Raw genomic sequence first — 21,653 nt, 5'->3', positions numbered from 1 at the left:
GAGGAGGAAAAAAGTCGGGAGATAAAAATATATTACCTCCCGACCTTATCTGTTACTCTCCGTGTCTGTCGGGATTATCTCCCTCGTTGTTTTCCTTTCTTATTTTCAAATACAAAGGATGTGGTATATTCTTCATTCAGCACCAGACGGGCGTTGAACTTCTTACCGGCCTTGCTGGTCAAGCCATTGAGGACGGGTGTTCGTCCTGTGGTTATCAAGTCCTGGATATTGTCCTCTGTAAGCAGCGTGCCACAGATCTCACGGAAGACGTGGAAGTCGCAACCCTCGTTCCGACATTTTGCTACCTTAGCATAAATACCCACACTCTGCTGTCCGCACTTGGGACAGCGGTAGGTGGGATAGGACTTTTGTACCTGTGGGGAAAGGGCAAGGAGCTCTTCGCAGATGGTGCCAACGTATGAGTTAATGCCTTTCGCAAACTTCTCTGCCGGCATCTGACCTGCCTCGATAGCGGCAAGAGCCAGTTCCCAGCTACCTGTCATCTCCGCATTGGCAATCTTCTTGTCCTTGACAATCTCATAGACCGCCAAGCCTTTCTCTGTCGGGATGATGGATTTCCTGTCCCTGCGGATATAATCACGGAGGATGAGCGTTTCGATGATATTGGCTCTTGTAGCAGGTGTGCCAATACCGCATTCCGTCATTGCCTTCTTGCTTTCTGCATCCTCCACTTCCTTGCCTGCGTTCTCCATAGCGGAGAGCAGGGTGGCTTCGGTATAGAGCGGTTTCGATTTGGTCTTGTGTTCGGTAATCTCGGCATTGAGAAGTGGTAGGAGTTCACCCTCTGTTAAATTGGGCAATGTGGCAAGTAACTCTTCCTCGTCATCTGATTTGACTTCTTTCTGCACGGCTTTCCAGCCCAAGGAGATTTGTCGGCATGCTTTCCAAGTAAAGGTGTTGGTGCCGTCCGTGAACAGCACCTGCATACGTTCTTCCTCGGAGTCAGGCGAAAAGGCTTCGATAAAACGGGTTACCACCATATTATATAGGATTGCTTCATCCGTCAATAAGCCGGAAGGTGTTTCTCCCGTGGGGATAATAGCGTGGTGGTCGGTTATCTTAGCGTTGTCCACCGAGTGGCGGTTAAGCGGATTGGATAGGGGCTTACCTATCTTGTGGAGCAGGGCGGGTACTTCCTCAAAGACGTCCTCGCTGATGTATCGGCTGCCTGTGCGGGGATAGGTCGTGATTTTCTTCTCATAGAGGCTCTGAGCAATTGAGAGGGTCTTGTCTGCTGAAAAGCCGTGGCGTCTGTTGGCTTCCTTCTGCAAGGCAGTAAGGTCGTACAAGAGTGGTGGCGATGTATGCGTTACCTTTCTTGCGACCGATTCAACTTTAAGCCGGCTCTGACTGCGAAGCGTAGCGAGGGCAGTCTGTGCCGATGCTTCACTCTCATAGTCGGTAATGCCAATGGCTTTCAGCGACACGCCCTCTTTCTCCATCAGGGCGGAGAGTTTCCAATAAGGCACGGAAGAAAAATCACGGTTCTCTATGTATCGACGGCAGACCATAGCGAGGGTTGGAGTCTGTACCCGTCCCAACGAATAGCCTCCCCTGCGGGCAATGGAAAGGGCACGGCTCGCATTGATTCCCACGAGCCAGTCGGCTTCGCTTCTTGCCTTGGCGGAATAATAGAGACTGTCGTAATGGTTCCCTGACTTGAGATTTGCCATGCCCTCACGGATAGCTTTGTCCGTGAGCGAGGAAATCCAAAGGCGGTAGAAAGGCTTTCGGCAACCTAGATGTGCATAAATCCATCTGAATATCAGTTCACCCTCCCTGCCTGCATCGGTGGCGACGATGATGCGGTCTGCCTTATCAAAACAGGATCGTATCACCTTGAGCTGTTTTAGTGCTGCTGGATCGGATATATACTCCTTGTCCTTACGTACTTGTCGTACCACTAACTGAAAAGGATTGGGACGGATGGGTAGATCTTCAGCTTTGTAGGCAGAAAAACCGTAGGTTTCGGGCATGGCAAGGGCGATGAGGTGTCCCATTGCCCAAGTAACGAGATACCCGTTACCCTCCATATATCCGTCCTGTCTGCTGTTTGCTCCGACAATGCGGGCAATGTCTCTGGCTACCGAGGGTTTCTCGGCAATAATACAAGTTGTCATAGTCGATAATAGAATTAAGGGTTATATCTTACGTCCACGGGACTTCTTTTGTTTGTTTTCGTCCTGCTTTTGCTTCTGCTCGGCAGTAGGCTGTGTCTGTCCCGTCTTCAAGGGCTCTTTCACATTCTTGGTAGCTTCATTCGTCTTGCCGTGGTTGTTCACGGCTACCTGCGTTTTGTGTTCTTCGGCTACGGCAACCACCTTTTCCTTGCCGGTTTCCTGCTTCTTGTCAGGATTCCACTTGTAAAAACGTGGGCGGTTCTGCTCCTTGTCCATGCGGACATAGGCGTTGAATGATTGTCCCTGTTTGTCCACCATATTCTTTAGATATAGTGTACGACCGCTATCCAAGGCTTCACGCTGTTTATCTGACAGCTCCAAGCCGCAGAGCTTATGTGGTACGCCTTGCTGCTGTGTCTGCTTCTGGCGTTCCTTAAATCCACGGTTATTGTCAAAGATAAACTCAATGCCTTTCTTCTCGGCATTGACCTGAAGCGTGGCATCAAAGGACTTACCACTCTTGGCAGTCATGCCTTCCACCTTCACGGCTTTGCCTTCCACAAGTTCTTTGTACTGGGCATCAGAGAGCGTTACGCCCTTGATCTCCTTAGGGATGTTCACACGGTCGGCACGCAGGGCTATGATTTCATTCGTTTGCGGGTCAATAGAAACGTAGGCAGCAAAAGGCCCTCCGTTCTTTGGGGTTACCTCAATGGTCTTGCCAAGATTACCCGTAGCAAGGAGCTGTTCTTTTTCTTCGGGAGAGAACTTGTAGCCCATATAGGGAAAGTCAAGCTGTGGCTCTTTTCTCAGAGGATGAATTGCCAAACCGATATTGCCGTTATCGTCCGTACGGAACGCAAGGCGTGCTTCAGTGTAGATGGTGGTGTCGCCGATAGGAACAGCAATTGTGATGAGATTACTCTTCTGCCAGTTAAGCATTTTCTCTAATTCTCCACTCTGTTCCAATCTCTCACGGGACAGTCCAAGACTGTCGAGCATCTTCCAGTCCACTTTCTCGTGGTCGATGGCAGTGGTATTCTTCTTTTGCGGCAGATAATCATCAAAGGACACTCCAATCTCTGCCAGCTGCTGCTTGCTTTCGAGCTTCTCGCGGTTTTGCAGCATGGTACGCAGGTTGTCCACGCCCTGTTCCACATTGTCTGCCAATACCTTGTATAATCCGAAGTGAGTCGGGTTATTAAACTGCTTGAGGAAATTGGTCATGAAGTTCTTCAGCAAGCCGTCTTTGTTGTTGAACTTCAAGAAGGCTGCCTGATGCACATCTTTGGCTTCCGTTGTTTGGAGTTTGCCCTTGTCATCAATACCCGATACAACAGAAAGTTTGCCCGCTTCCTGCTCGTTCTTCACTTCCGTGCGGTCTTCCAAGACCAGTACATAGTTGTCATTGCTGTTTGATTCCATTGCTTGATAATTTTAATGATGAATACTGTTATCAAGCAGCTAAATTATAGGTATATGAAGAGATTGAAAAACTTTTGGGAAAAGCGGGAAATACAGGGAAAAAACAAGAAGCCATCATCCGAATCTGTATGGAAAGCGGATAATGGCATGTTATAAATAAATATGAACGTTTCCGGTAGAGGAACTTATTTATTTATTTCCTCCTTTTTCGAATATTCTTTTTCCATCAACAAATTGATGAGAAATTTCTGCAAGTCTTGGCCTGTGGGCACATTTAGTTTCTTACGGATATGGTTACGCGTCACGTCAACGTTGTTTTCGGTTTTGTCAAGCAACAGGCCGATTTCGCTCCGCTTCTTTCCTGCGAGAATGAGGCGGCACACATCCGTTTCTGATTTAGTCAGACAGGGAAAGTGGTGCCCCAGATCGCAGTCATCCATCAAGTGTTTTTTCAGATGCAGGCGCACGGCGTTGATAAGGTTGCGTTGCGATTTCGGCTTGAGCAAGGAAAACAAGCGGTCTGTGTCCTCGGGCGACGGGTGGTCGTTGCCGCTCATGCGCAGATAGGCCTCTATCTCCTGTCTGTTCAGCTTGACGGCGTGCATGAGTGTCGTCTCACGGTGATGTAGGTCAGTATTTTCCTTCGACACGCTCATCACATTGTGTCGCAGCAGTTCGCCCAGCGCACAGAGGAAAAACTGCACGAAGAGGAAGAAACCGAACAGGCGCCAAAGCGAAGGCTCTTGAAGATAGGCTGCCACACAACCGTAGCTAACCACACTGATAGCAGAGACGATAAAGGGGGTGAGCCGGACAAAGCTCAACACAAGGAAGAAGACGGCCAGCAGCGACGTTACCTGATTGATGAGGATGAGCTGCAGAAAATGGTCGGGACGTACGGTGGCGAAATAAAAGAAGCGCACGGCGATGGTACACTGCGCCACGAGCACCGTGAGTGAAAAAGCCTTGGAAAGTGTCAGCCACTGCGTGAGGTAGAGCAACAGCGAAAGAAGGCATGCCGCAAGGTGTATGCCGCTCATGGAAAGCGGCAGCCAGTCGTGCGAGCCACCCAGCCTCATGAACTGCAAGGAGATGACGGAAACAACGAGTACAGAGTGGAGCAAATACACGATGACGCGGTGCCGCTCGATGGTGTTTGTAGTGCGCGACCGTAGGAATGCCGATACCTTTTCTGTGAGAGAATGGATGATCATTGTTGCCATTTTTACTTTTTATAACGACCGCAAAGATACGTTTTTATTTTCTCTTTCCCAAACTTTTTATTAAGTGTTTTTAAGGGGATATTAAGGCTTTTAAGGGGTGGAAATACCTTTAAAATACTCTTTCTGCTATAAATCCTTAAAATAATAATTCGCTTTATGTTATTTTTGCATCATCTTTTGCTGCTCTCGCAAAGATTTTTCTTGTGGAATTGCTCAGAAGAGCACCATTAGACATACGAAATTCAGCAGAAAGGAATGCGAAATGAGAAAATGAGAACGTAGAAATATATTTAATTCATAATCAGCAAAAAGAGTTATTCATAAAGAGAATAAAATTATGGCAAATGAAAAACAACAGGTATCAATCAGAGGATTAGGCTCTGCACCAATCTCTTTGTCCTGGTACCAGTGGTACCGGCAGAGGTGAGAAACACTTCAAACAGGGCTGTCGTTGCTACAATCCGGAGGGATATACTTTAGATGAAAAGGACGAGAAGCCAATTGCGTCCATGAATCTGAGAAACTGAACATATACTGGAAATATACTATAAATGAAACATTTTATCACATTACTGTTTGTCATTACACTCTCCACAGGAGAAATGTATGCCGCCACTCCGGCAGACTCCATCCGCAAAGAGATGAAGCACCTCAAAGGAGAAAAACTTTTGCGGGCCTACAATAATCTTTGCCGATTGGCAGCCGCCGAAGATAATATGGGCTATGAATTACGCTGCATCCGTGAATATCTTGCCGAATCCTTACGCCAAAAAGACAAGGAGGCGGAAGCCCGGGCGCGCGTCACCCAGTTGTATTGCTATTACAACTACGAGATGACCGACAGCATCAGCTACTATTTGCCTGAAGTCCTCAGTGCTATGAAAAAGAACGGCACATGGGATTATTACTACAATGCGTGGAACGTGCTGATTGAGAGTTATCTCTACGAAGACAAGGTGCAGACTGCTTTGTTTGAAGCGCAAAAGATGTATGCCGACGCGCGAAAAAGAAGGAGCAACTATGGATTAGGCACTTCCACCTACGGCATGGCATGCATCTATCAGACAATGGGACGCTTCCGCGAAGCCGAGAAGACCATCGAGGAGAGCATTGTCGCACTTTCCAAGGTTGATGAAATCTCACAATTGCTCTCTGCCTACAACGTCTTGGGCGAAACGCTCGACGGGCTGCGGAAATATGAAAAGCTAAGAGCGAAATGCACGGAATGGAAAGCGGTCATCGACAAATACAAGAGCGAAGCCCTGCGAAAAGGCTACACACCCTCGCTCAACGGACGCTATCTCTACTGCACGCTGGCAACTGCCGTCGCTGAATTGGAAACAGGCCATTACGACCGCGCCAAGGAATTGCTGCAGCTCGCCGATAAATATGCCGAGGAACGCAAAGCCGTTGCCCGATTCAAGCTTCTGCAAGTGAAAGCCCGCTACTATGCAGCCACAAAACAGTACGACCGGGCGATTGCCTGCAACAACGAGAACATGGGCATCATGACTGCCGCCGGCGACTCCGTCAGCCTGCTCACCGTGCAGATGCAGCAAGCCGACCTCTACATGCAGGCCGGACGATACAAGGAAGCCGCAGAATTGTACAGCCTTGTCATCCCACACAAAGACAAACTGCGCAACACTGAGCTTGCCAAGCAGCTCGACGAACTGCGCACCATTTTCGAGGTTGACAAGCTCACACTCCGGAACGAGGTCATCACAACACGGCTCTATCTCTCACTCATCATCGTGGCATTGCTGCTTGCCACCGTCGTACTTTACATTATCTACACCCGCCGCTTGCGCCGCAAAAACAGGGCTTTGTACGACTCTATTCTATTATACCGCAAGGCGGAAAGCGACATGGAGACCGCGGCAAGGCTTGTTCCCGAGGAAGAACTCGACCGTGAAGGAAAAATCTATCGCCAGTTGTGCGAGCTGATGCAGAAAGAGAAAGTCTATAAAGACACGGAGTTGAACCGCGACATTCTCTCAAAGCGGATTGGAACAAATGCCGTCTATATCACCAATGCCGTGCGCAAGTATGCCGATGGAGCCACGGTCAACGAATTTATCAACGGCTACCGGCTGCGGCACGCGGTTTCGCTGCTCACCAACAATCCCGACTTGAACATCAACGAGGTGGAATATAGGTCAGGATTCAATTCCCGAGCCACATTTAACCGTTGTTTTCGGGCTTTCTTCGGGATGTCGCCTTCAGAATACAAAGCCGTTTCCAAAGAAAAAAAGAAAACGCAAAAGGGCTCATCCGAAGAGAGGGCATAGGTGTTCCGGACATTTATAAATCGTCAATTCTTAGTGAATTACAAATATGATACAAGTTTTTGCAAATATGAAACGCCCTGTTGGTCTTCGTAGAATAATTTTGCAACAGAATCAACAAACAGCAAACATGAAAAAGAACTGTTGGGTATATATTTTAAAAAATAAAACCGGAGAATTCATCATCGGCTTTTCACTCGATATGGATAAAAAGTTCACCGAAATCTCCACGCGAAAGGAAAAGCTGTCTTATCTCCGTCCGTTTGAAGAACCGTTTGACGGCTTGGCGCATAAGCATCTTTTGGATTCCCTTTCCAAAGATACGATCAACCATCTTGTACGACGTAATCGGGAACAGACAGAAATATACAAGGAAGTCTTCCGGAAAACGCAGTAACTACCCCCTCCAAAAAAATAACCAAAAGAATTTTAATTTCAATTTATATGAAAACAAAAAACATCATTCAGAGGCTCTGCCTCTTCCTCTCCGTCCTCGTGCTGGCCCTGCCGGCATTGGCGACAAATTATGGTCGTGAGGGCTACGAGATTTTCCGATCACGCGACTTAGGCAAGCACCAGACAGTAACAACACTCCGAAAGGGGAAGGTGGAAATCACATTCAGTAGTTGCACTACTTCAGGCAGCTCGGGCAACAGTGCCATCTACCAGCCCGCAAAGGGCTCTCGCATCACCGTAAAGGCCGACGACGGCTATGCCATCCGCTGGATTATCCTGCGCGACACGGAGGGTGGAAAGAGCTATCGCGACAAAGATGGCATCAAGCGCATCAGCAGCGTTACAGGGGGCTATAAATATTACTTCGAGAAGGAAGCCGTGTCGAATTCGGGGATAAAAGGACACAATGAGAATAATCTCAATGACGACGACAACAACATCGTCGTCTACCAGTACGATGCCTCGGCACAAAGCGTAGAGATCCGGACCCACAACAGGCGCGATTGGGACCAGTTCAAGGTGCGCGACATCATCGTGGGTTATGTCAGGGCACCCAAGGTGAGGTTCAAGAAGGACAGGTACGATATGTACTACATGCCAATATTTCATCCCCAAGCCAACTACGATGATCACAGCGGCTCTGTCGGGTACAAGCTGAACAACAACGATATTGCTACTGTCAACGCGAACGGACTCCTAAAGTTCAAGCGCCCCGGGACGGTAGTGCTCACCGCCACTTGCAGTGCCAGTGAGAACTGTGCCAAAGCGCAGTGCAAAACGACGGTCACGATGAAACGCGACCGCGTAACCTTTACCTCAGAAGGCCTGCCCGACGTGCTTTTCAACAATACCTCTTACAGCATACGTGACTATCTCAATAATAGCAAAACAAAGAGCGGCGAGAATTTTGATTATAACGATGAGTCCTTCAGCGTTACCAGCAGCAACAACGCCGTCCTCCGCTACGATAAGCCTTATCTCAAGTTCGGCGGCACGGCAGGCGAGGTGACCATCACCATCAAACAGGATCAGAGCAACTACTACGAGGCGGCCTCCCTCTCGCATACCATCATCGTGATGCGCACGGACCAAAACGGCACGATACTCATCAAGGACGCCAACGAATGGAAGGTGTTCTGCAAACTCGTCAACGAAAAGGGAAGGACTAATCTCAACGCCAAACTCGAAGCCGATGTCAACCTCGGCACCGACATCGCGATGCTGGGCTATGGCAAACGCTATTCCGGCACGTTCGACGGCAACGGACATACACTGAAGATTAACTGGAATAGCGGCGATAGAAAATGGATAGCTCCTTTCCAAACTGTGGACGGCGCCACTATCAAGAACCTGCGCACCGAGGGAGTGATCAATTCGAGCACCTACTTTTTGTCAGGATTGATTTACGAAGCCTTTGGCACCACCACCATCTCGGGCTGCATCAGCGCGGTGAACATCACGAGCACCTATAACGGTAGCGGATGCGATGTGGCGGGCATGATTGAATGCGTAAGACAAAATGCCAATGTTACCATCATCGACTGTGTCGTCAAGGGCAAGTTCCACGCCACGACGGAGAATGGTCGGAGGGGAATATCGGGATTTGTATATAACCAGTATGGCTCCTGCACCTTTACCAACTGCCTCTACGCCGGCGAGAACAACAGCTCCAGCGGCTACACCTTCTGCACGAACTCTTTCTCCGGCACCACCATTACGAACTGCTACTACCTCAACACCTGCGGCACGGCGCAGGGCACGAAAATAACCGAGGAGCAGCTCAAGAGCGGCGAGGTGGCCTATAAGTTGCAAAAGGGCAAAGGCAGCCAAGTATGGGGACAGACGCTCAAGACGCACGGCGAGCCGCAGCTCATCACTTTCACTAAAGGGGCAGAGAAAGTATATCAGGTCAGCTTCACCTACAACAGCCAGGTAAAAGCCACGCGCTATGCCAACAGCGGCAAGACCATCTACGGCTCCATGCCCACCTTTACCGCAAAAGACCTCTTGGGCAGCAGCTACAACGAGCACCATTATTACTCCGGAATCGCCTTTGAGGACGGCTTCAACGGCTCCACCACCGTAACATCCGACAAGCAGGTGCGCATCAACCTCACCGAAAAGGACTGCTACGAAATAGCCTCGGCAGACAACTGGAAGGAGTTCTGCAACATCGTGAACAACAGCGGACAGAACGCCGTCGACGCCAAGCTGACACAGGACGTCAACCTCGGCTCCGACATTTGGCAGGTGGGCAATCATTACGCCGGCACGTTCGACGGACAGGGACATACGCTGAAAATCAACTGGAATGACACATCAGGCTGGTTAGCCCCCTTCAAGACTGTGGACGGCGCCACCATCAAGAACCTGCGCACCGAAGGAGAGATTAAGTCAAGCTTGAACTTCTTGTCAGGATTAGTTCGCGAAGCCTATGGCAACACCACCATCTCGGGCTGCGTCAGCGCGGTGAACATCACGAGCAGCTATAACGATGGCGGATGCGACGCGGCGGGCATAATTGAATGTGTAAGAGACAATGCCAAGGTTACCATCACCGACTGCGTCGTCAAGGGCAAGTTCACCGCCACGACGGAGAAAGGCAAGAGATATATGGCCGGATTTGTAAATAATCAGTATGGCACCTGCACCCTGAACAACTGCCTCTACGCCGGCGAGAACAACTGCTCCAGGGGCTACACCTTCTGCACGAACTCTTTCTCCAGCACCACCATTACCAACTGCTACTACCTCAACGCCTGCAACAAGGTGCAGGGCACACAGATAACCAAGGAGCAGCTCAAGAGCGGTGAGGTGACAAAGAAGTTGCAAGCCGGCCGCACCGACAAATGCTACTGGGCACAGCAGTTGGGTGAAATGCCCGACTTCTACAACGCAGCCGACAAGAGCAAGGCGAACTACGTGTATTACGACGCGGCAAAGAAAGGCTGGGTGTGCGACGACTTCCGCCTCACCGACGGACAGCCGTTGCCCATCGGGCTCGACTTCACCGCCGCCAACGTTACCTACGAGCGCAAATTCAATGGCACGCAGAATGCCACGCTGTGTTTGCCTTACGACTTGTCTGCTCAGGGCTTCAAGGCCTACACCCTCTCGGGCGGCAACAAAAACGAAGTCCATTTCAAGGAAGTGGACGACAAGCTCACGGCATACACGCCGTATTACATCACGGCTAACGGTATGCCACAGCTCGGCGGCAGAAACATCGAGGTGAAAGCCTACAAGGCCGACAAGATGACGACCCCCGCCGCAGGTTACAAATTCACGGGTACGGTAGCCGGCGTGAGCAACGCCACCGCTGCCGCTGCCAACGCCTACATTCTGCAGGACGATGGCAAGTTCCACAAAGTAACGACGGCCAATTCCGCCGCCACCATTCCTGCCTACCGTGCCTACATCATCTGTCCACCGCAGGCGTCAGGTGCCAAGCAGCTCTCTGTCGTCCTCGACGGCGAGACCACCGGCATCGGCAGCACGACGAACGAGGCGACCGACGGAAAGAACGGTCCGGTGTATGACCTGCAAGGTCGCCGCGTGGCAGACCGCCTCGACGACGCACGCCACCGGCTGCCCGCAGGCGTCTACATCGTCGGCGGCCGCAAGGTTGTTGTGAAATAATGTCTCTCTTCTTATCGGGGGGGCGCTCGCCCACAGGCGGTGTGCTCCCCCGATACCCCGCAACCCTATATATATAATTAAGGTGAAAACGACAAACGCCGACAGCCTTGTCGAGGTTCGGCAAACGTCAAGACGTAACGGATGTTAAATGCCGAGGTTCGGAAAACGTCAAGGCATAACGGATGTTAAATGCCGAGGTTCGGAAAACGTCAAGGTATAATGGATGTTAAATGTCGAAGCTCGGCAAGCGTCCCGACAAACGACGGCAGACTTTCCGAAGCTCGGCAAACGTCAAGGCAAACGAGGGGACAAAAAACAAGAAATCATTTTTAATCATTTAATCAAAAAAAAAGAATTTATTATGGCAAACGAAAGCAAAGTGGCTCAGGTTGGCACCATTGACTTGCACAGCCTGACCAACGACGCTCACTTCATCTATATGAAGGACGTGGAGAAAGTGATAGAAGAAGACGAGGGGGCAAAAACCGTGGCGAGAATACAAACCGCCGTGAAAGCCCTCAAGGAAGCCGTGAAGGAGGAAGACGAACGCCTCATCCTCTCCAAGAAAAGCCAATACACCGAACAGATTGCCGCCAAGGACCGCGAGCGCGATTCCATTTTCCGAGGCTACCGCACCGCCGTGAAGGGAATGCTGCGCATGCCCGTGGCGAAAATGGCCGAGGCGGCCGCCGACCTGTGGCAGCACCTCAAGGACTACAACATCGACCCCGATATGCAGCTCGAACGCGAAACCTCGCGGATGATGAACCTCGTGGCCGACCTCGACTACAAGTTGGCTCCACAGGTGCAGCTGCTCGGTCTGAAACCCTACGTCGACGCCCTCAGGGCAGCCAACGACACGGTGGAAGAACTGCTCGCCACCCGCACCGACGATCGCTCGCAGCAGATAGCCGGCGCGCTGCGCAAGGCACGCTTGGCAAGCGACGAGGCCTATCTGGACACCGTGCGCCTGATCAACGCCATGGCCGTGGTGGGCACCGAGAAGAGCCTCACGCCGCTCATCAACTACCTCAACGCCAACATCAAGCGCTACAAGGAGCAGGTGATGACGCGCGGCAAGAAAAAGGACGACGACCGACCCGAGAAGTACGGCGGCGACAACACGACGACCGCCCGCACGGCCGACACGCTTACGGCAGCGGACGAGAATTCATAAAACAAAACTTTTACCAAAATAATAAGCAAAATGAAAACAAAAAATTTAATCGAGAGGCTCAGCCTCTTCTTGCTTGCCCTCGTGCTGACGATGCCGACGTGGGCGCAGGGCAACAATGGCATGGAAGTAGTGAGCATCTCCTCGGCTGCCGACTGGAAAACGTTCTGCCAGCGCGTGAACGACAACGGCGAGCCCTTCCTCAACGCCAAGCTGACGCAGGACGTGGACCTCGGCGGGGAGATCGTGATGCTGGGCTCTGTGAGCTACCCGTACTCCGGCACGTTCGACGGACAGGGACATACGCTCTCGTTCAACTGGAATGCGGGCGAAGATAACCAAATCGCCCCCTTCTATTATGTGGAGAACGCCACGATCAAGAACCTGCGCACCCAAGGGAAGATCACGTCGAAGGGTTACAGCTTGTCCGGAATGGTTTATGCAGCCTTTGGCACCACCACCCTCACGGGCTGCATCAGCGACGTAGACATCACGGGGGGGGGCGGTGGTTGGAATGATTCCAAAGCGGCGGGCATGGTTCAAGCTGTAGCCGACGGTGCCTCGGTTACCATCACCGACTGCCTCGTCAAAGGCAGCATCACCGACAATGCGGATGAAGACTATAGAGCGATGGCCGGCTTTGTCTTTTCTAATAGTGGCACCTACACGCTGACTCGCTGCCTCTACGTCGGCAAGAACAACGCCACCAACAACGGATACAGCAAAACCTTCGGCAAGGACGGCTACGGCGCCACCTTCACCGACTGCTACTACCTCAACACCTGCGGCAAAGTGCAGGGCGAACAGGTAACCGCCGAGCGACTGAAGAGCGGCGAAATGGCCAAGCTGTTGCAGGGCGACCGCACCGACAACGTCTGGGGACAGACGCTCGGCACGGACCTTGAGCCGCTGCCCACCACCGACGCCACGAAGCGGGTGTACGAGGTGAAGTTCACCTACAACGGCGAGGTGAAGGCAACGCGCTATGCCAACAGCGGAAAGACCGTCGAGCTGCCCACAGCAGAGGAACTCCTCGGCACGGGCTACAACCCTAAGATGACTTACACGCTCAACTTCGGCAACTTCACCGCCACCACGCCCGTAACGGAAGACAAGAGCGTGGACGTAACCGTGACTGGCACCTTCGACATCGCCACGGCCGCCGACTGGAAGGAGTTCTGCGCCCTCGTGAACGGCGGACAGACCACCCTCAACGCCAAGATGACCGCCGACGTCGACCTCGGCACCGACATCGCGAAGGTGGGAACTGCCAACAAGCCCTATGCCGGCACGTTCGACGGACAGAACCACGTGCTCACCGTCAACTGGGATGCCGGCTCGGTCAACAACATCGCCCCCTTCGGGAGAGTGAATGGCGCCACCATCAAGAACCTGCGCACCGAAGGCTCCATCCGGTCGGACGGTTACTACCTGTCGGGACTGATTGACGAAGCCTATGGCGGCAGCAACACCGTCGCGAACTGCGTCAGCGCGGTGAACATCACGAGCAGCTATACCAGCGACAGATGCGGGGCTGGAGGCTTGATTTCCTATATATTCCCCAGTGCCCGCGTTACCATCAACGACTGCCTCGTCAAGGGCAGTATCGACGCCACCACCGAGAAAGGGCAGAAAGGCATGGGCGGATTTGTATATAGCCAGAACGGCACCTGCACGCTGACCCGCTGCCTCTACGCCGGCACGAACAACGCGGACAACAGCAACAACAATTGTTACACCTTCGCCCCAACCAATACCTCCGGCGCCACCACCACCCTCAACAACTGCTACTACCTCAACACCTGCGGCAAGGTACAGGGCGAGCCGGTCACCAAGGAGCAACTCAAGAACGGCTATGTGGCTCATAAGTTGCAGGGCACGCGCGAGGAAACCGTCTGGGGACAGAAGCTCGGCACCGACAACGAGCCACAGCTCACCGCCGAGGCTGCGAAGCGGGTGTACGAGGTGAAGTTCACCTACAACGGCAAGGAGGTCGCGTCGCGCTACGCCAACCGAGGCGGCAATGTCGGCACCCTGCCCACCCCGCAGGAAATCCTGGGCGTGGCATACAACACCGCCAACACCTACAAGCTCGTCTTCGCCGATGGTTTCTATGCCGAATATCCCATTTATGCCGACCGCACCGTGGCAGTAGATGTCATCGTAAACAACATGTGCGAAATCGCCACGAAAGAAGACTGGAAGAAGTTCGGCGACCTCGTAAGATCCGGGGAGAGAAACCTCAACGCCAAACTTACCGCCGACCTTAACCTCGGCACGGACATCCTGAAAATAGGCAGCGAGAGCACCAGCTATTCCGGCACCTTCGACGGACAGGGGCACACCATCACGATCGATTGGAACGGTTACGGCGGTGGTTACTTCGCGCTGTTCCCCTTTGTAACAGACGCCACCATCAAGAACCTGCGCGTAACGGGGCAGATGACGACCGACGCTCCTATGGGCGTATTTGCTTTGAATGCGGATGGCAACACCACTTTCTCGGGCTGCGTCAGCGATGTGAAAATCACTAACGGCAACACGAACAGCTCCTACTGCGCCGCAGGAATGGTGCTCTCGGCATACAGCAAAGGCAAAATCACCTTCAAAGACTGCATCGTGTCCGGCGATCTCAACGGCACCACCGACAACAGCAAGCAGAACATGGGCGGCTTCGTATGTTCTCAAGCTGACGACGCCACCTGCACCTTCGACAACTGCCTCTACACCGGCACGAACAATTCCAAGGGCGGCTACGCCTTCGCCCCGAACCCCACGCTCAACAACTGCTACTACCTCAACCCCTGCGGCAAGGCACAGGGCGAGCGGATAGTCGAGAAGCAGCTCGCGAGCGGCGAAGTGGCCTATAAGCTGCAGGGCGACCGCACCGATAGCTGCCACTGGGCACAGGTGCTGGGCGAGTGGCCGGGCCTTTACCGCGAGACCGACAAGGCGAAGCCGAACTATGTGTATTATAACAAGGAGAACAACGGCTGGACGTGCGACGACTTCCGCCTCACCGACGGACAGTCGCTGCCCATCGGGCTCGACTTCACCGCCACGAAGGCTACCTACGACCGCACCCTCGCCGCCGGCAAGGCCACGCTCTGCCTACCCTACGAGCTGCCTGTACAAGGTTTCAAGGCCTACACCCTTGCCGACAGACAGGAAAGCCGCACCGCGGTGCACTTCAAGGAGGTAAACGGCACGCTCGGAGCCTACAGGCCCTACCTGCTCGTGGCTGACGGCACGCCACAGCTCGGCGGAGAGAACCTGCAGGTGAAGGCCGACCGTAGCAGCATCGTCCTATCTGCCGGCAACTACTACTTCAAGGGTGCGGTGCATGACGTGGTGAACTGGTGGCTCACTTCCGATCACGCCTACATCCTGCAGGCCGACGGCCTGTTCCACAAGGTAACGTCCAACAACCCCTCCGTCACGGTGCCTGCCTACCGCGCCTACATCAGCTACAACAGCCATGAGGGTGCCAAGCGGCTCTCCATCGTCTTCGACGGCGAGACCACCGGCATCTACGGCACGACAGACGGCACGACAGACGGTGCGACAGACGGTGCGGCAGACGGTGCGGTGTACAACCTCCAGGGACAGCGCGTGGCCGACCGCCTCGACGACAGCGTGCGCCGACAGATTCCCACCGGCGTGTATATCGTCAACGGTCGCAAGGTGGTAGTGAAATAAAAAAAGAAGTCTCTCTTCATCGGGGGTGCGGCACGCCGCAGGGGCGTGATTCATCACGTTCCGAATCCCACGGAAACGGGCGGTGCGCTCCCCCCGATGATTTAAAACAAACAGTTAATTAATAAAAAATGAACAATTACATCAAACCAGAAATCAAAGTGGTCCCCATCACATTAGAAAACTCTATTCTCGCCGGCTCCCTCAGCGTGGGCATCAGTGAAGACCCCGCCACGGGGCCTGCACTCTCGAAAGGCAACAACTTCTTTGACGGCGAGGAGGACGACGATGACTATGACGCCCCGAGCCGCCGCCCGTCATCGCTATGGGATGATTAAATCCATTTTTATCGAGGGCGTGGTGCATAACAGGTGCCACGCCCTTTTGATAATTAAAGAAAATGACGTACACATACAGTCCGAAAGATATTCTCTCGAACATATATCTTTCTATTCCCAATAGTAAGGTAACTTTTCTCGGAAACCTTTGCAAGGAACAGATGCTTTGAGACATCGGTTGGCAAACGGTCTACTCCTTAGACAAGTGAGCAAGAGCCGGGTCGGCCTTGATGCGTTCCTTCTCCGATTCCACAAGTGAGATAATCTCTTGTTTGACACGTTTATAGTTGGCTTCGATGGTCTCTTTGAGATTGTCGGAGCCATCTTCGTTTGTAAAGTCTGCGATTATAGGGATTGGTTGATAGGCTTTCATCTCGGCGGAGATTTTGGCACTATCCACGACTATCTCCGCATGGAAAATCTTTTGGTCGATGCGCTCATCGAAGTTGTCGGACACGGCACCGACAAACATGCCCTGTGTGAGGTTGGAAATCTTGCTTGCCGGGATAAGACTGTCCATCTGTGTGGAGATAGAGGTTGATTTGTCATTACGGTTAATGGTCATGGACTGCCGCTGCTGCAAGACCTTACCAAAGCGCTCACTCAATGTCTTGGCGGTTTCTCCCACGACTTGACCACTGAACACGTTGCCCACGGTATTTTGTATCACTTTACTTTCTTTGTCCCCATAATCGCGAGTGAGCTGTGAGAAGTCCTGAAAGCCCAAGCACACTGCTACTTTATTGCTTCGGGCGGTAGCAATAAGGTTGTCCAGCCCACGGAAATAGATAGTCGGCAACTCGTCGATAATCACAGAACTTTTGAGCTGTTTCTTCTTGTTGATGAGTTTCACGATACGGCTGTTATATAGTCCGAGTGCAGCCGAATAGATGTTCTGACGGTCGGGATTATTTCCAACGACAAGCACTTTCGGCTCATTAGGGTTATTGATGTCAAGTGAGAAATCATCGCCTGTCATCACCCAATAAAGAGCAGGTGAAATCATGCGTGAAAGCGGTATCTTGGCACTGGCTATCTGTCCCTGCAACTGGTCTTGTGCTCCGCCCTCCCAAGCATCCATGAAAGGAGAAAGATAATTGGCAAGTTCATCGTAGGAAGTGAGTATCGGAAATATCTGTGCATAGGGGCGGTTCAGGAACTCTATGGCGTGCGGAAAAGTGCAATACTTTCCGTTCTCATAGATTTTCAGAAACCAAATGATGGCAGCCAACAGGATAATTGGCGACTCCACAAAGAAGTCTCCCTGCTTTTGTATCCACGAGCGGTTCAGATTGAGCATGATGGTGTAGGCACTCTCATAGGCATCGGATATGTCCGTCATAAAGGCTGGATTGATGGGATTGCAACGATGGCTTCTTCTCGGGTCGTCAAAGTTGATGACATAGAACTGAGGCTTCACCTTGTAGGCATCCAAGTGATGAAGCAGGTGATTGTAAGCAATCTCGGAAAGGTCTGGAAACTTATAATCGTATATATACATGGCAAAGCCTTTCTCAATCTGTTGCTTGATGTAGTTGTTCACAATAGCGTATGACTTACCAGAGCCCGGTGTGCCGAGCACCATTGAGGCACGGAATGGATTGACCACGTTAATCCAACCTTTGTTCCACTTCTTTTTATAGTAGAAACGTGTAGGGAGATTGACAGAGTATTCATTCTCCATCAACCTTGTTTCCTGCATGAAGCTTTCATTTTCTGTGTTAAACACATCGTCCATTAGGTTGTTTTTGAGTAGTCGGCTCATCCATACGCCACCCATCAGCAGACAGATATAGCCAACGGACAGCGTGAAGATGTAAAGCGAAGCTGCCCCAATCTTGCCGATGGGCAATGCTAAGAGCCACCAGTTGAGGAAGAAAAGCACAAAACCGGAGAAAAGTATTGTCCAAATCTTCGGCCATGTAATTTTCTCTTCCTTCACGCCTTTCGTGCCCAAACAGGATAAAGCAAGAAATACTACACAAAAGAGTTTCGTCCAAAGGATGGAAGAAAACAATCCCGTCGTTCGCTGGAAATTCATCAGTATCTTATTGATGATACCAAGTGTGAAGTGCCACTGCTGAAATGCCTCGTAGCAGAACCAATAACAGTTGATAAGGAGGAATATCACCGATATACCTCGCATAAAGTCCATGACCTTACCTAACGCCCTTAAATCGTCTTCCTGTGCCATAATAATATTGTTTTGAAGCCTCCCCCAACCCCTCCGAAGGGAGGGGAGATAGAAATGCTCGTTTATTTAATGTTTTCTTCGTCTAAGTTTTATCTTACTTTGTCTGCGGAGTTTACGCTGCCATGCCGCTTCTTTCCAATCGTCGTTGCCCGCAGTTCCGAATGATTCACCCACCATATCCTCAATAAGTTCATCGACAAGGTTGTCGCTTTCCTCCGTATTTAGCTGCGAAGGGTGAACGGTTGCAGATTGATCCAAACGGACAGACGGACAGCCGTACAGCGTTTCGTCCAAGAATGGGTTGTCCGTTGGATTAGAGAAATAACCATTGAATATATTGGCAGCATATCCTTTGCCCAAGCGTGAGCCATTGAGCGCAACGCCCTCCTTGTCGTCAATGAAGGTGATCCCATAGATGCGCCCGCTTTCGTTCTTTAGGATAAACACACGCAAGCCTTGTTCCTCCAATCTGCTCCGCAGGTCTTTCTCTGTTTGAGGAGAGGTGCGCATAGCTTGTAACACCCTGTACCTTATGATTGATATCAATGGTTTGATAGCTTGTTTCGACTTCTGCATCCTGTTCTGTACAGCAGTATAACCCACACCACGACCTATGTCCGAGGCATGGATGGGTGTGCTTACTTTGCCTCCCTTGTCATCTGTTGGAACATAGACCAATCCGTCATATTTCTTTCCCCGAAACTCCGTCTTTACTTCTTCTACGGCAAGATTATATTTACTCAGTACGGCATTGAGCTCGCCCAAGGAACAGAAACAATAATGCTTCAGCACCATGCGGACAACATTTGCCACCTGTTCCTTGATATTTCCTTTGTTGGTGTCTATCTTGGGCGTTTCTTTCATCGCCTTGTCAGTAACCTTTGAACTTGGAATGAGACCAAATTTCCTTTCCAAGGTATCAGTAATCTTCTTGCTCCTTCGCTTTTCAAACTTGTCGTTGATTTTCTTTCCCTCACCGTCTATCCGAAGCGACACAATGTGGATATGCTCACGGGCGATGTCGTTGTGCTTGAACACAATGTAGGGCTGATTGCCATAGCCGAGTGCCTCCATATACTCCTTGGCTATCTGTGTGAGCCTTTCATCGGATAGTTTCTCGTCCGGGTGCGGATTGAGCGAACAGTGGAACACCGTTTTCTTGGTACGGCAGTTCTTCGGAATCAATGCCTCCATATCAGCAAGCACGTCCTCCATCGTATAACGTCCTTCCTTGCTCTGATACAATTCAGCGGCAAGAAGAATATTCGCTTCTCCTTTTTCCACCTTTTTGAAGTTGTAGCCGAGTGCTCCTCCGAGGTTCTCCGTTGCTGAAATTTTTGCTATCATTTTTCTAACTAAATTCTCAATACTTCTTCTTTCTATAATCAATGGTTAGATTGATAGCCTGCTCTTGTAAGGCAATGATTTGAGCCGACAATTTCTCCAACTTCTCAAGCATAATCTGTGCAGTCTTTATGCTGTGATAGCTGTTGATGGCACGCACGGCTTGGTTATACAGCACGCCAATCTTATGGATTTGCGTCGTCAGTTCTGAGAGCTTTCGGTAATATTCCACGGCAGACTTGTCCACCGTAATCACTTTGAAACTCTCTCCAAGGATACGACCACGCACAAAATCCGACTTGGTTTCCGCACCTGATTTATGGAACAAATCAATCGCCCGTTGCTGGTCTTTGGGCTTGGGAAGACGGGTATCCCATCTGTCCCATCGTTCTATCTTTTCGTTCATTGTTTTTATCCTTATCTAATTACGACTTTGGAGTAATTCTCTCCCCTTCGGGGCAAGGGTCTTTGTCGGCAGAAACGGAGTTTGTCGGACAAAGACACACCTTGCTGTTATCAAGAAATGATACGAGTGAAGTATCCACCCTTTTGGGGTGTCTGCTTCGAGACGTTACCTCCATGTATTATTCTCGCCTGCAAAGTTACGGCGAGTTTTCAAATATCTCATTATCAATGATATTCACTCTTTTTCCTTTCATTTCCCTATACTTCACAGGCATAGAAAAATCTATCGAAAAAGCTTTTATTTTGCAGACAGAACGAGCGGACAATCGGCCGGAAGTCCTATCAGATGAACGATGAGACGGACGATATTTTAATCGTTCAATCCACCGTCAGACAGAACAATCGGCATACCGACAAATCGACAAACAAAACGACAGATAGTTCGGCATATCGACAGATAGGAAAAACGATTACCCGTTCAGACGATTGGTCAAACGACCTGCCGTTCAAATAACAGTTCAAACGATTAAAATATCTATAGTATGGAACAGATACAAACATCACCCATATTTCTGGGCTTATCCTCTCAAAAAGGAGGTGTAGGTAAAAGTACTTTGGCAGAAATTGTCAGCAGCATCCTTTACTATGAAAAAGGTCTCCATCTTTTTGCTGTGGACTGCGACCTCTCGCAGGACTCTTTCTATAAACTCCGTGAAAGGGAAAAGGCTTGCATTGAGAGCGATCCACAGCTTTCCAGGCAGATGAAGCAGTACTTTTCCTCTTTGGGGCGTACAGCCTATCGCATACTTAAGGCAGATCCTAAGGATGCCATTGCAAAGGCAGACGATTATATCAGAAGACATCCGTCGGAGAAGTTTGATCTGGTCATCTTCGACTTTCCCGGTCATGCAGGTACCAGTGACCTTCTGCAACTCTCGCTGGATATGGACTATATCCTTTCGCCCTTGGAGCCGGATGTGCAGTCTATGGTTGCGTGCCTTACCTATATCAAAGCGGTAAACGACTTGGGCGTGTCCATGTCAAGTGCCCGCATTAAGGAAATCATTCTCCTTTGGAACAAGGTGGACCGGAGAGTAAAGAATACGCTCATTGAATACTACAGCAAGTATATCAGGAACGAAAATTACACGCTGCTCGACCGCCACGTCTATGCCACCCACCGCTTCAGCCATGAGTTGGAGCAATACGGATTTCGTGGAGTATTCCGCTCCACTTACCTGCCTCCCAACAAAGCCTTACGGACAGGGACCGGCATCGATGAGCTGACAGAAGAACTGCTTGCACACATCCAACTTAAATAAGACATCAC

Annotated in this window: 13 protein-coding genes; 7 read left to right on the top strand and 6 right to left on the bottom strand. The window is 50.9% G+C overall.

Translation table 11 applies throughout. The features are described 5' to 3' along the window. Positions 1-74: 74 nt before the first annotated feature. The 3 genes from topB to HMPREF6485_RS10195 all read right to left on the bottom strand — a co-directional run bounded on the left by topB (position 75) and on the right by HMPREF6485_RS10195 (position 4,780). Complete coding sequence (gene topB / locus HMPREF6485_RS10205) at positions 75-2,141, bottom strand: type IA DNA topoisomerase (protein WP_004346359.1); 2,067 nt, start codon at positions 2,139-2,141, stop codon at positions 75-77. A 21-nt stretch (positions 2,142-2,162) separates the two neighbouring features. Next, on the bottom strand, positions 2,163-3,566 hold the full coding sequence (locus tag HMPREF6485_RS10200; RefSeq protein WP_004346358.1) for a DUF4099 domain-containing protein: 1,404 nt from the start codon (positions 3,564-3,566) through the stop codon (positions 2,163-2,165). A 185-nt stretch (positions 3,567-3,751) separates the two neighbouring features. Further along, positions 3,752-4,780 carry a helix-turn-helix transcriptional regulator gene (locus HMPREF6485_RS10195; protein ID WP_044126054.1) on the bottom strand — a complete coding sequence of 343 codons (1,029 nt, stop codon included), beginning with the start codon at positions 4,778-4,780 and terminating at the stop codon, positions 3,752-3,754. A gap of 560 nt (positions 4,781-5,340) precedes the next feature. On the opposite strand from HMPREF6485_RS10195, the gene HMPREF6485_RS10190 reads away from it, so the two are divergent. The 6 genes from HMPREF6485_RS10190 to HMPREF6485_RS10165 all read left to right on the top strand — a co-directional run bounded on the left by HMPREF6485_RS10190 (position 5,341) and on the right by HMPREF6485_RS10165 (position 16,380). Then, complete coding sequence (locus HMPREF6485_RS10190; protein ID WP_004346355.1) at positions 5,341-7,080, top strand: helix-turn-helix domain-containing protein; 1,740 nt, start codon at positions 5,341-5,343, stop codon at positions 7,078-7,080. Between the two features lie 46 nt (positions 7,081-7,126). Beyond that, positions 7,127-7,474, top strand: a complete 348-nt coding sequence (locus tag HMPREF6485_RS10185; protein WP_004346353.1) for a hypothetical protein — start codon at positions 7,127-7,129, stop codon at positions 7,472-7,474. A gap of 47 nt (positions 7,475-7,521) precedes the next feature. Further along, a complete protein-coding gene (locus tag HMPREF6485_RS10180) occupies positions 7,522-11,172 on the top strand; it encodes a hypothetical protein (protein ID WP_004346352.1) in 3,651 nt (1,216 codons plus the stop codon). A gap of 361 nt (positions 11,173-11,533) precedes the next feature. After that, on the top strand, positions 11,534-12,349 hold the full coding sequence (locus HMPREF6485_RS10175) for a DUF6261 family protein (protein ID WP_248622285.1): 816 nt from the start codon (positions 11,534-11,536) through the stop codon (positions 12,347-12,349). 30 nt (positions 12,350-12,379) lie between these two features. Continuing rightward, positions 12,380-16,045 (top strand): hypothetical protein, encoded by a 3,666-nt coding sequence (locus HMPREF6485_RS10170; protein WP_004346350.1) that lies wholly within the window; start codon positions 12,380-12,382, stop codon positions 16,043-16,045. Positions 16,046-16,173: 128 nt separating this feature from the next. Beyond that, positions 16,174-16,380: a hypothetical protein gene (locus HMPREF6485_RS10165; protein ID WP_004343303.1), complete on the top strand. Its 207-nt coding sequence runs from the start codon at positions 16,174-16,176 to the stop codon at positions 16,378-16,380. A 190-nt stretch (positions 16,381-16,570) separates the two neighbouring features. On the opposite strand, the gene mobC is transcribed toward HMPREF6485_RS10165, so the two are convergent. The 3 genes from mobC to HMPREF6485_RS10150 all read right to left on the bottom strand — a co-directional run bounded on the left by mobC (position 16,571) and on the right by HMPREF6485_RS10150 (position 20,324). Further along, a complete protein-coding gene (mobC, locus tag HMPREF6485_RS10160; RefSeq protein WP_004346349.1) occupies positions 16,571-18,574 on the bottom strand; it encodes a conjugal transfer protein MobC in 2,004 nt (667 codons plus the stop codon). Between the two features lie 66 nt (positions 18,575-18,640). Beyond that, entirely contained in the window at positions 18,641-19,921 is a 1,281-nt protein-coding gene (gene mobB, locus HMPREF6485_RS10155) for a conjugal transfer protein MobB (RefSeq protein ID WP_004346348.1), read from the bottom strand. 16 nt (positions 19,922-19,937) lie between these two features. Then, entirely contained in the window at positions 19,938-20,324 is a 387-nt protein-coding gene (locus HMPREF6485_RS10150) for a plasmid mobilization protein (protein ID WP_004346347.1), read from the bottom strand. Positions 20,325-20,865: 541 nt separating this feature from the next. Here HMPREF6485_RS10150 and HMPREF6485_RS10145 point away from each other — a divergent pair. Next, positions 20,866-21,645 (top strand): nucleotide-binding protein, encoded by a 780-nt coding sequence (locus HMPREF6485_RS10145; RefSeq protein WP_004346343.1) that lies wholly within the window; start codon positions 20,866-20,868, stop codon positions 21,643-21,645. Positions 21,646-21,653 lie beyond the last annotated feature (8 nt).

This window comes from Segatella buccae ATCC 33574 (assembly GCF_000184945.1).
Lineage (GTDB): Bacteria > Bacteroidota > Bacteroidia > Bacteroidales > Bacteroidaceae > Prevotella > Prevotella buccae.
This window is presented reverse-complemented; position numbering and strand designations above follow the sequence as displayed.

What these genes read in the sequence shown, in the direction of transcription:
- HMPREF6485_RS10165 (WP_004343303.1), top strand. Translation starts at nt 16,174, where the DNA reads ATGAACAATTACATCAAACCAGAAATCAAAGTGGTCCCCATCACATTA.
- HMPREF6485_RS10150 (WP_004346347.1), bottom strand. Translation starts at nt 20,324, where the DNA reads ATGAACGAAAAGATAGAACGATGGGACAGATGGGATACCCGTCTTCCC.
- HMPREF6485_RS10180 (WP_004346352.1), top strand. Translation starts at nt 7,522, where the DNA reads ATGAAAACAAAAAACATCATTCAGAGGCTCTGCCTCTTCCTCTCCGTC.
- HMPREF6485_RS10175 (WP_248622285.1), top strand. Translation starts at nt 11,534, where the DNA reads ATGGCAAACGAAAGCAAAGTGGCTCAGGTTGGCACCATTGACTTGCAC.
- HMPREF6485_RS10170 (WP_004346350.1), top strand. Translation starts at nt 12,380, where the DNA reads ATGAAAACAAAAAATTTAATCGAGAGGCTCAGCCTCTTCTTGCTTGCC.
- HMPREF6485_RS10190 (WP_004346355.1), top strand. Translation starts at nt 5,341, where the DNA reads ATGAAACATTTTATCACATTACTGTTTGTCATTACACTCTCCACAGGA.
- HMPREF6485_RS10195 (WP_044126054.1), bottom strand. Translation starts at nt 4,780, where the DNA reads ATGATCATCCATTCTCTCACAGAAAAGGTATCGGCATTCCTACGGTCG.
- HMPREF6485_RS10200 (WP_004346358.1), bottom strand. Translation starts at nt 3,566, where the DNA reads ATGGAATCAAACAGCAATGACAACTATGTACTGGTCTTGGAAGACCGC.
- topB (WP_004346359.1), bottom strand. Translation starts at nt 2,141, where the DNA reads ATGACAACTTGTATTATTGCCGAGAAACCCTCGGTAGCCAGAGACATT.
- HMPREF6485_RS10145 (WP_004346343.1), top strand. Translation starts at nt 20,866, where the DNA reads ATGGAACAGATACAAACATCACCCATATTTCTGGGCTTATCCTCTCAA.
- mobC (WP_004346349.1), bottom strand. Translation starts at nt 18,574, where the DNA reads ATGGCACAGGAAGACGATTTAAGGGCGTTAGGTAAGGTCATGGACTTT.
- mobB (WP_004346348.1), bottom strand. Translation starts at nt 19,921, where the DNA reads ATGATAGCAAAAATTTCAGCAACGGAGAACCTCGGAGGAGCACTCGGC.
- HMPREF6485_RS10185 (WP_004346353.1), top strand. Translation starts at nt 7,127, where the DNA reads ATGATACAAGTTTTTGCAAATATGAAACGCCCTGTTGGTCTTCGTAGA.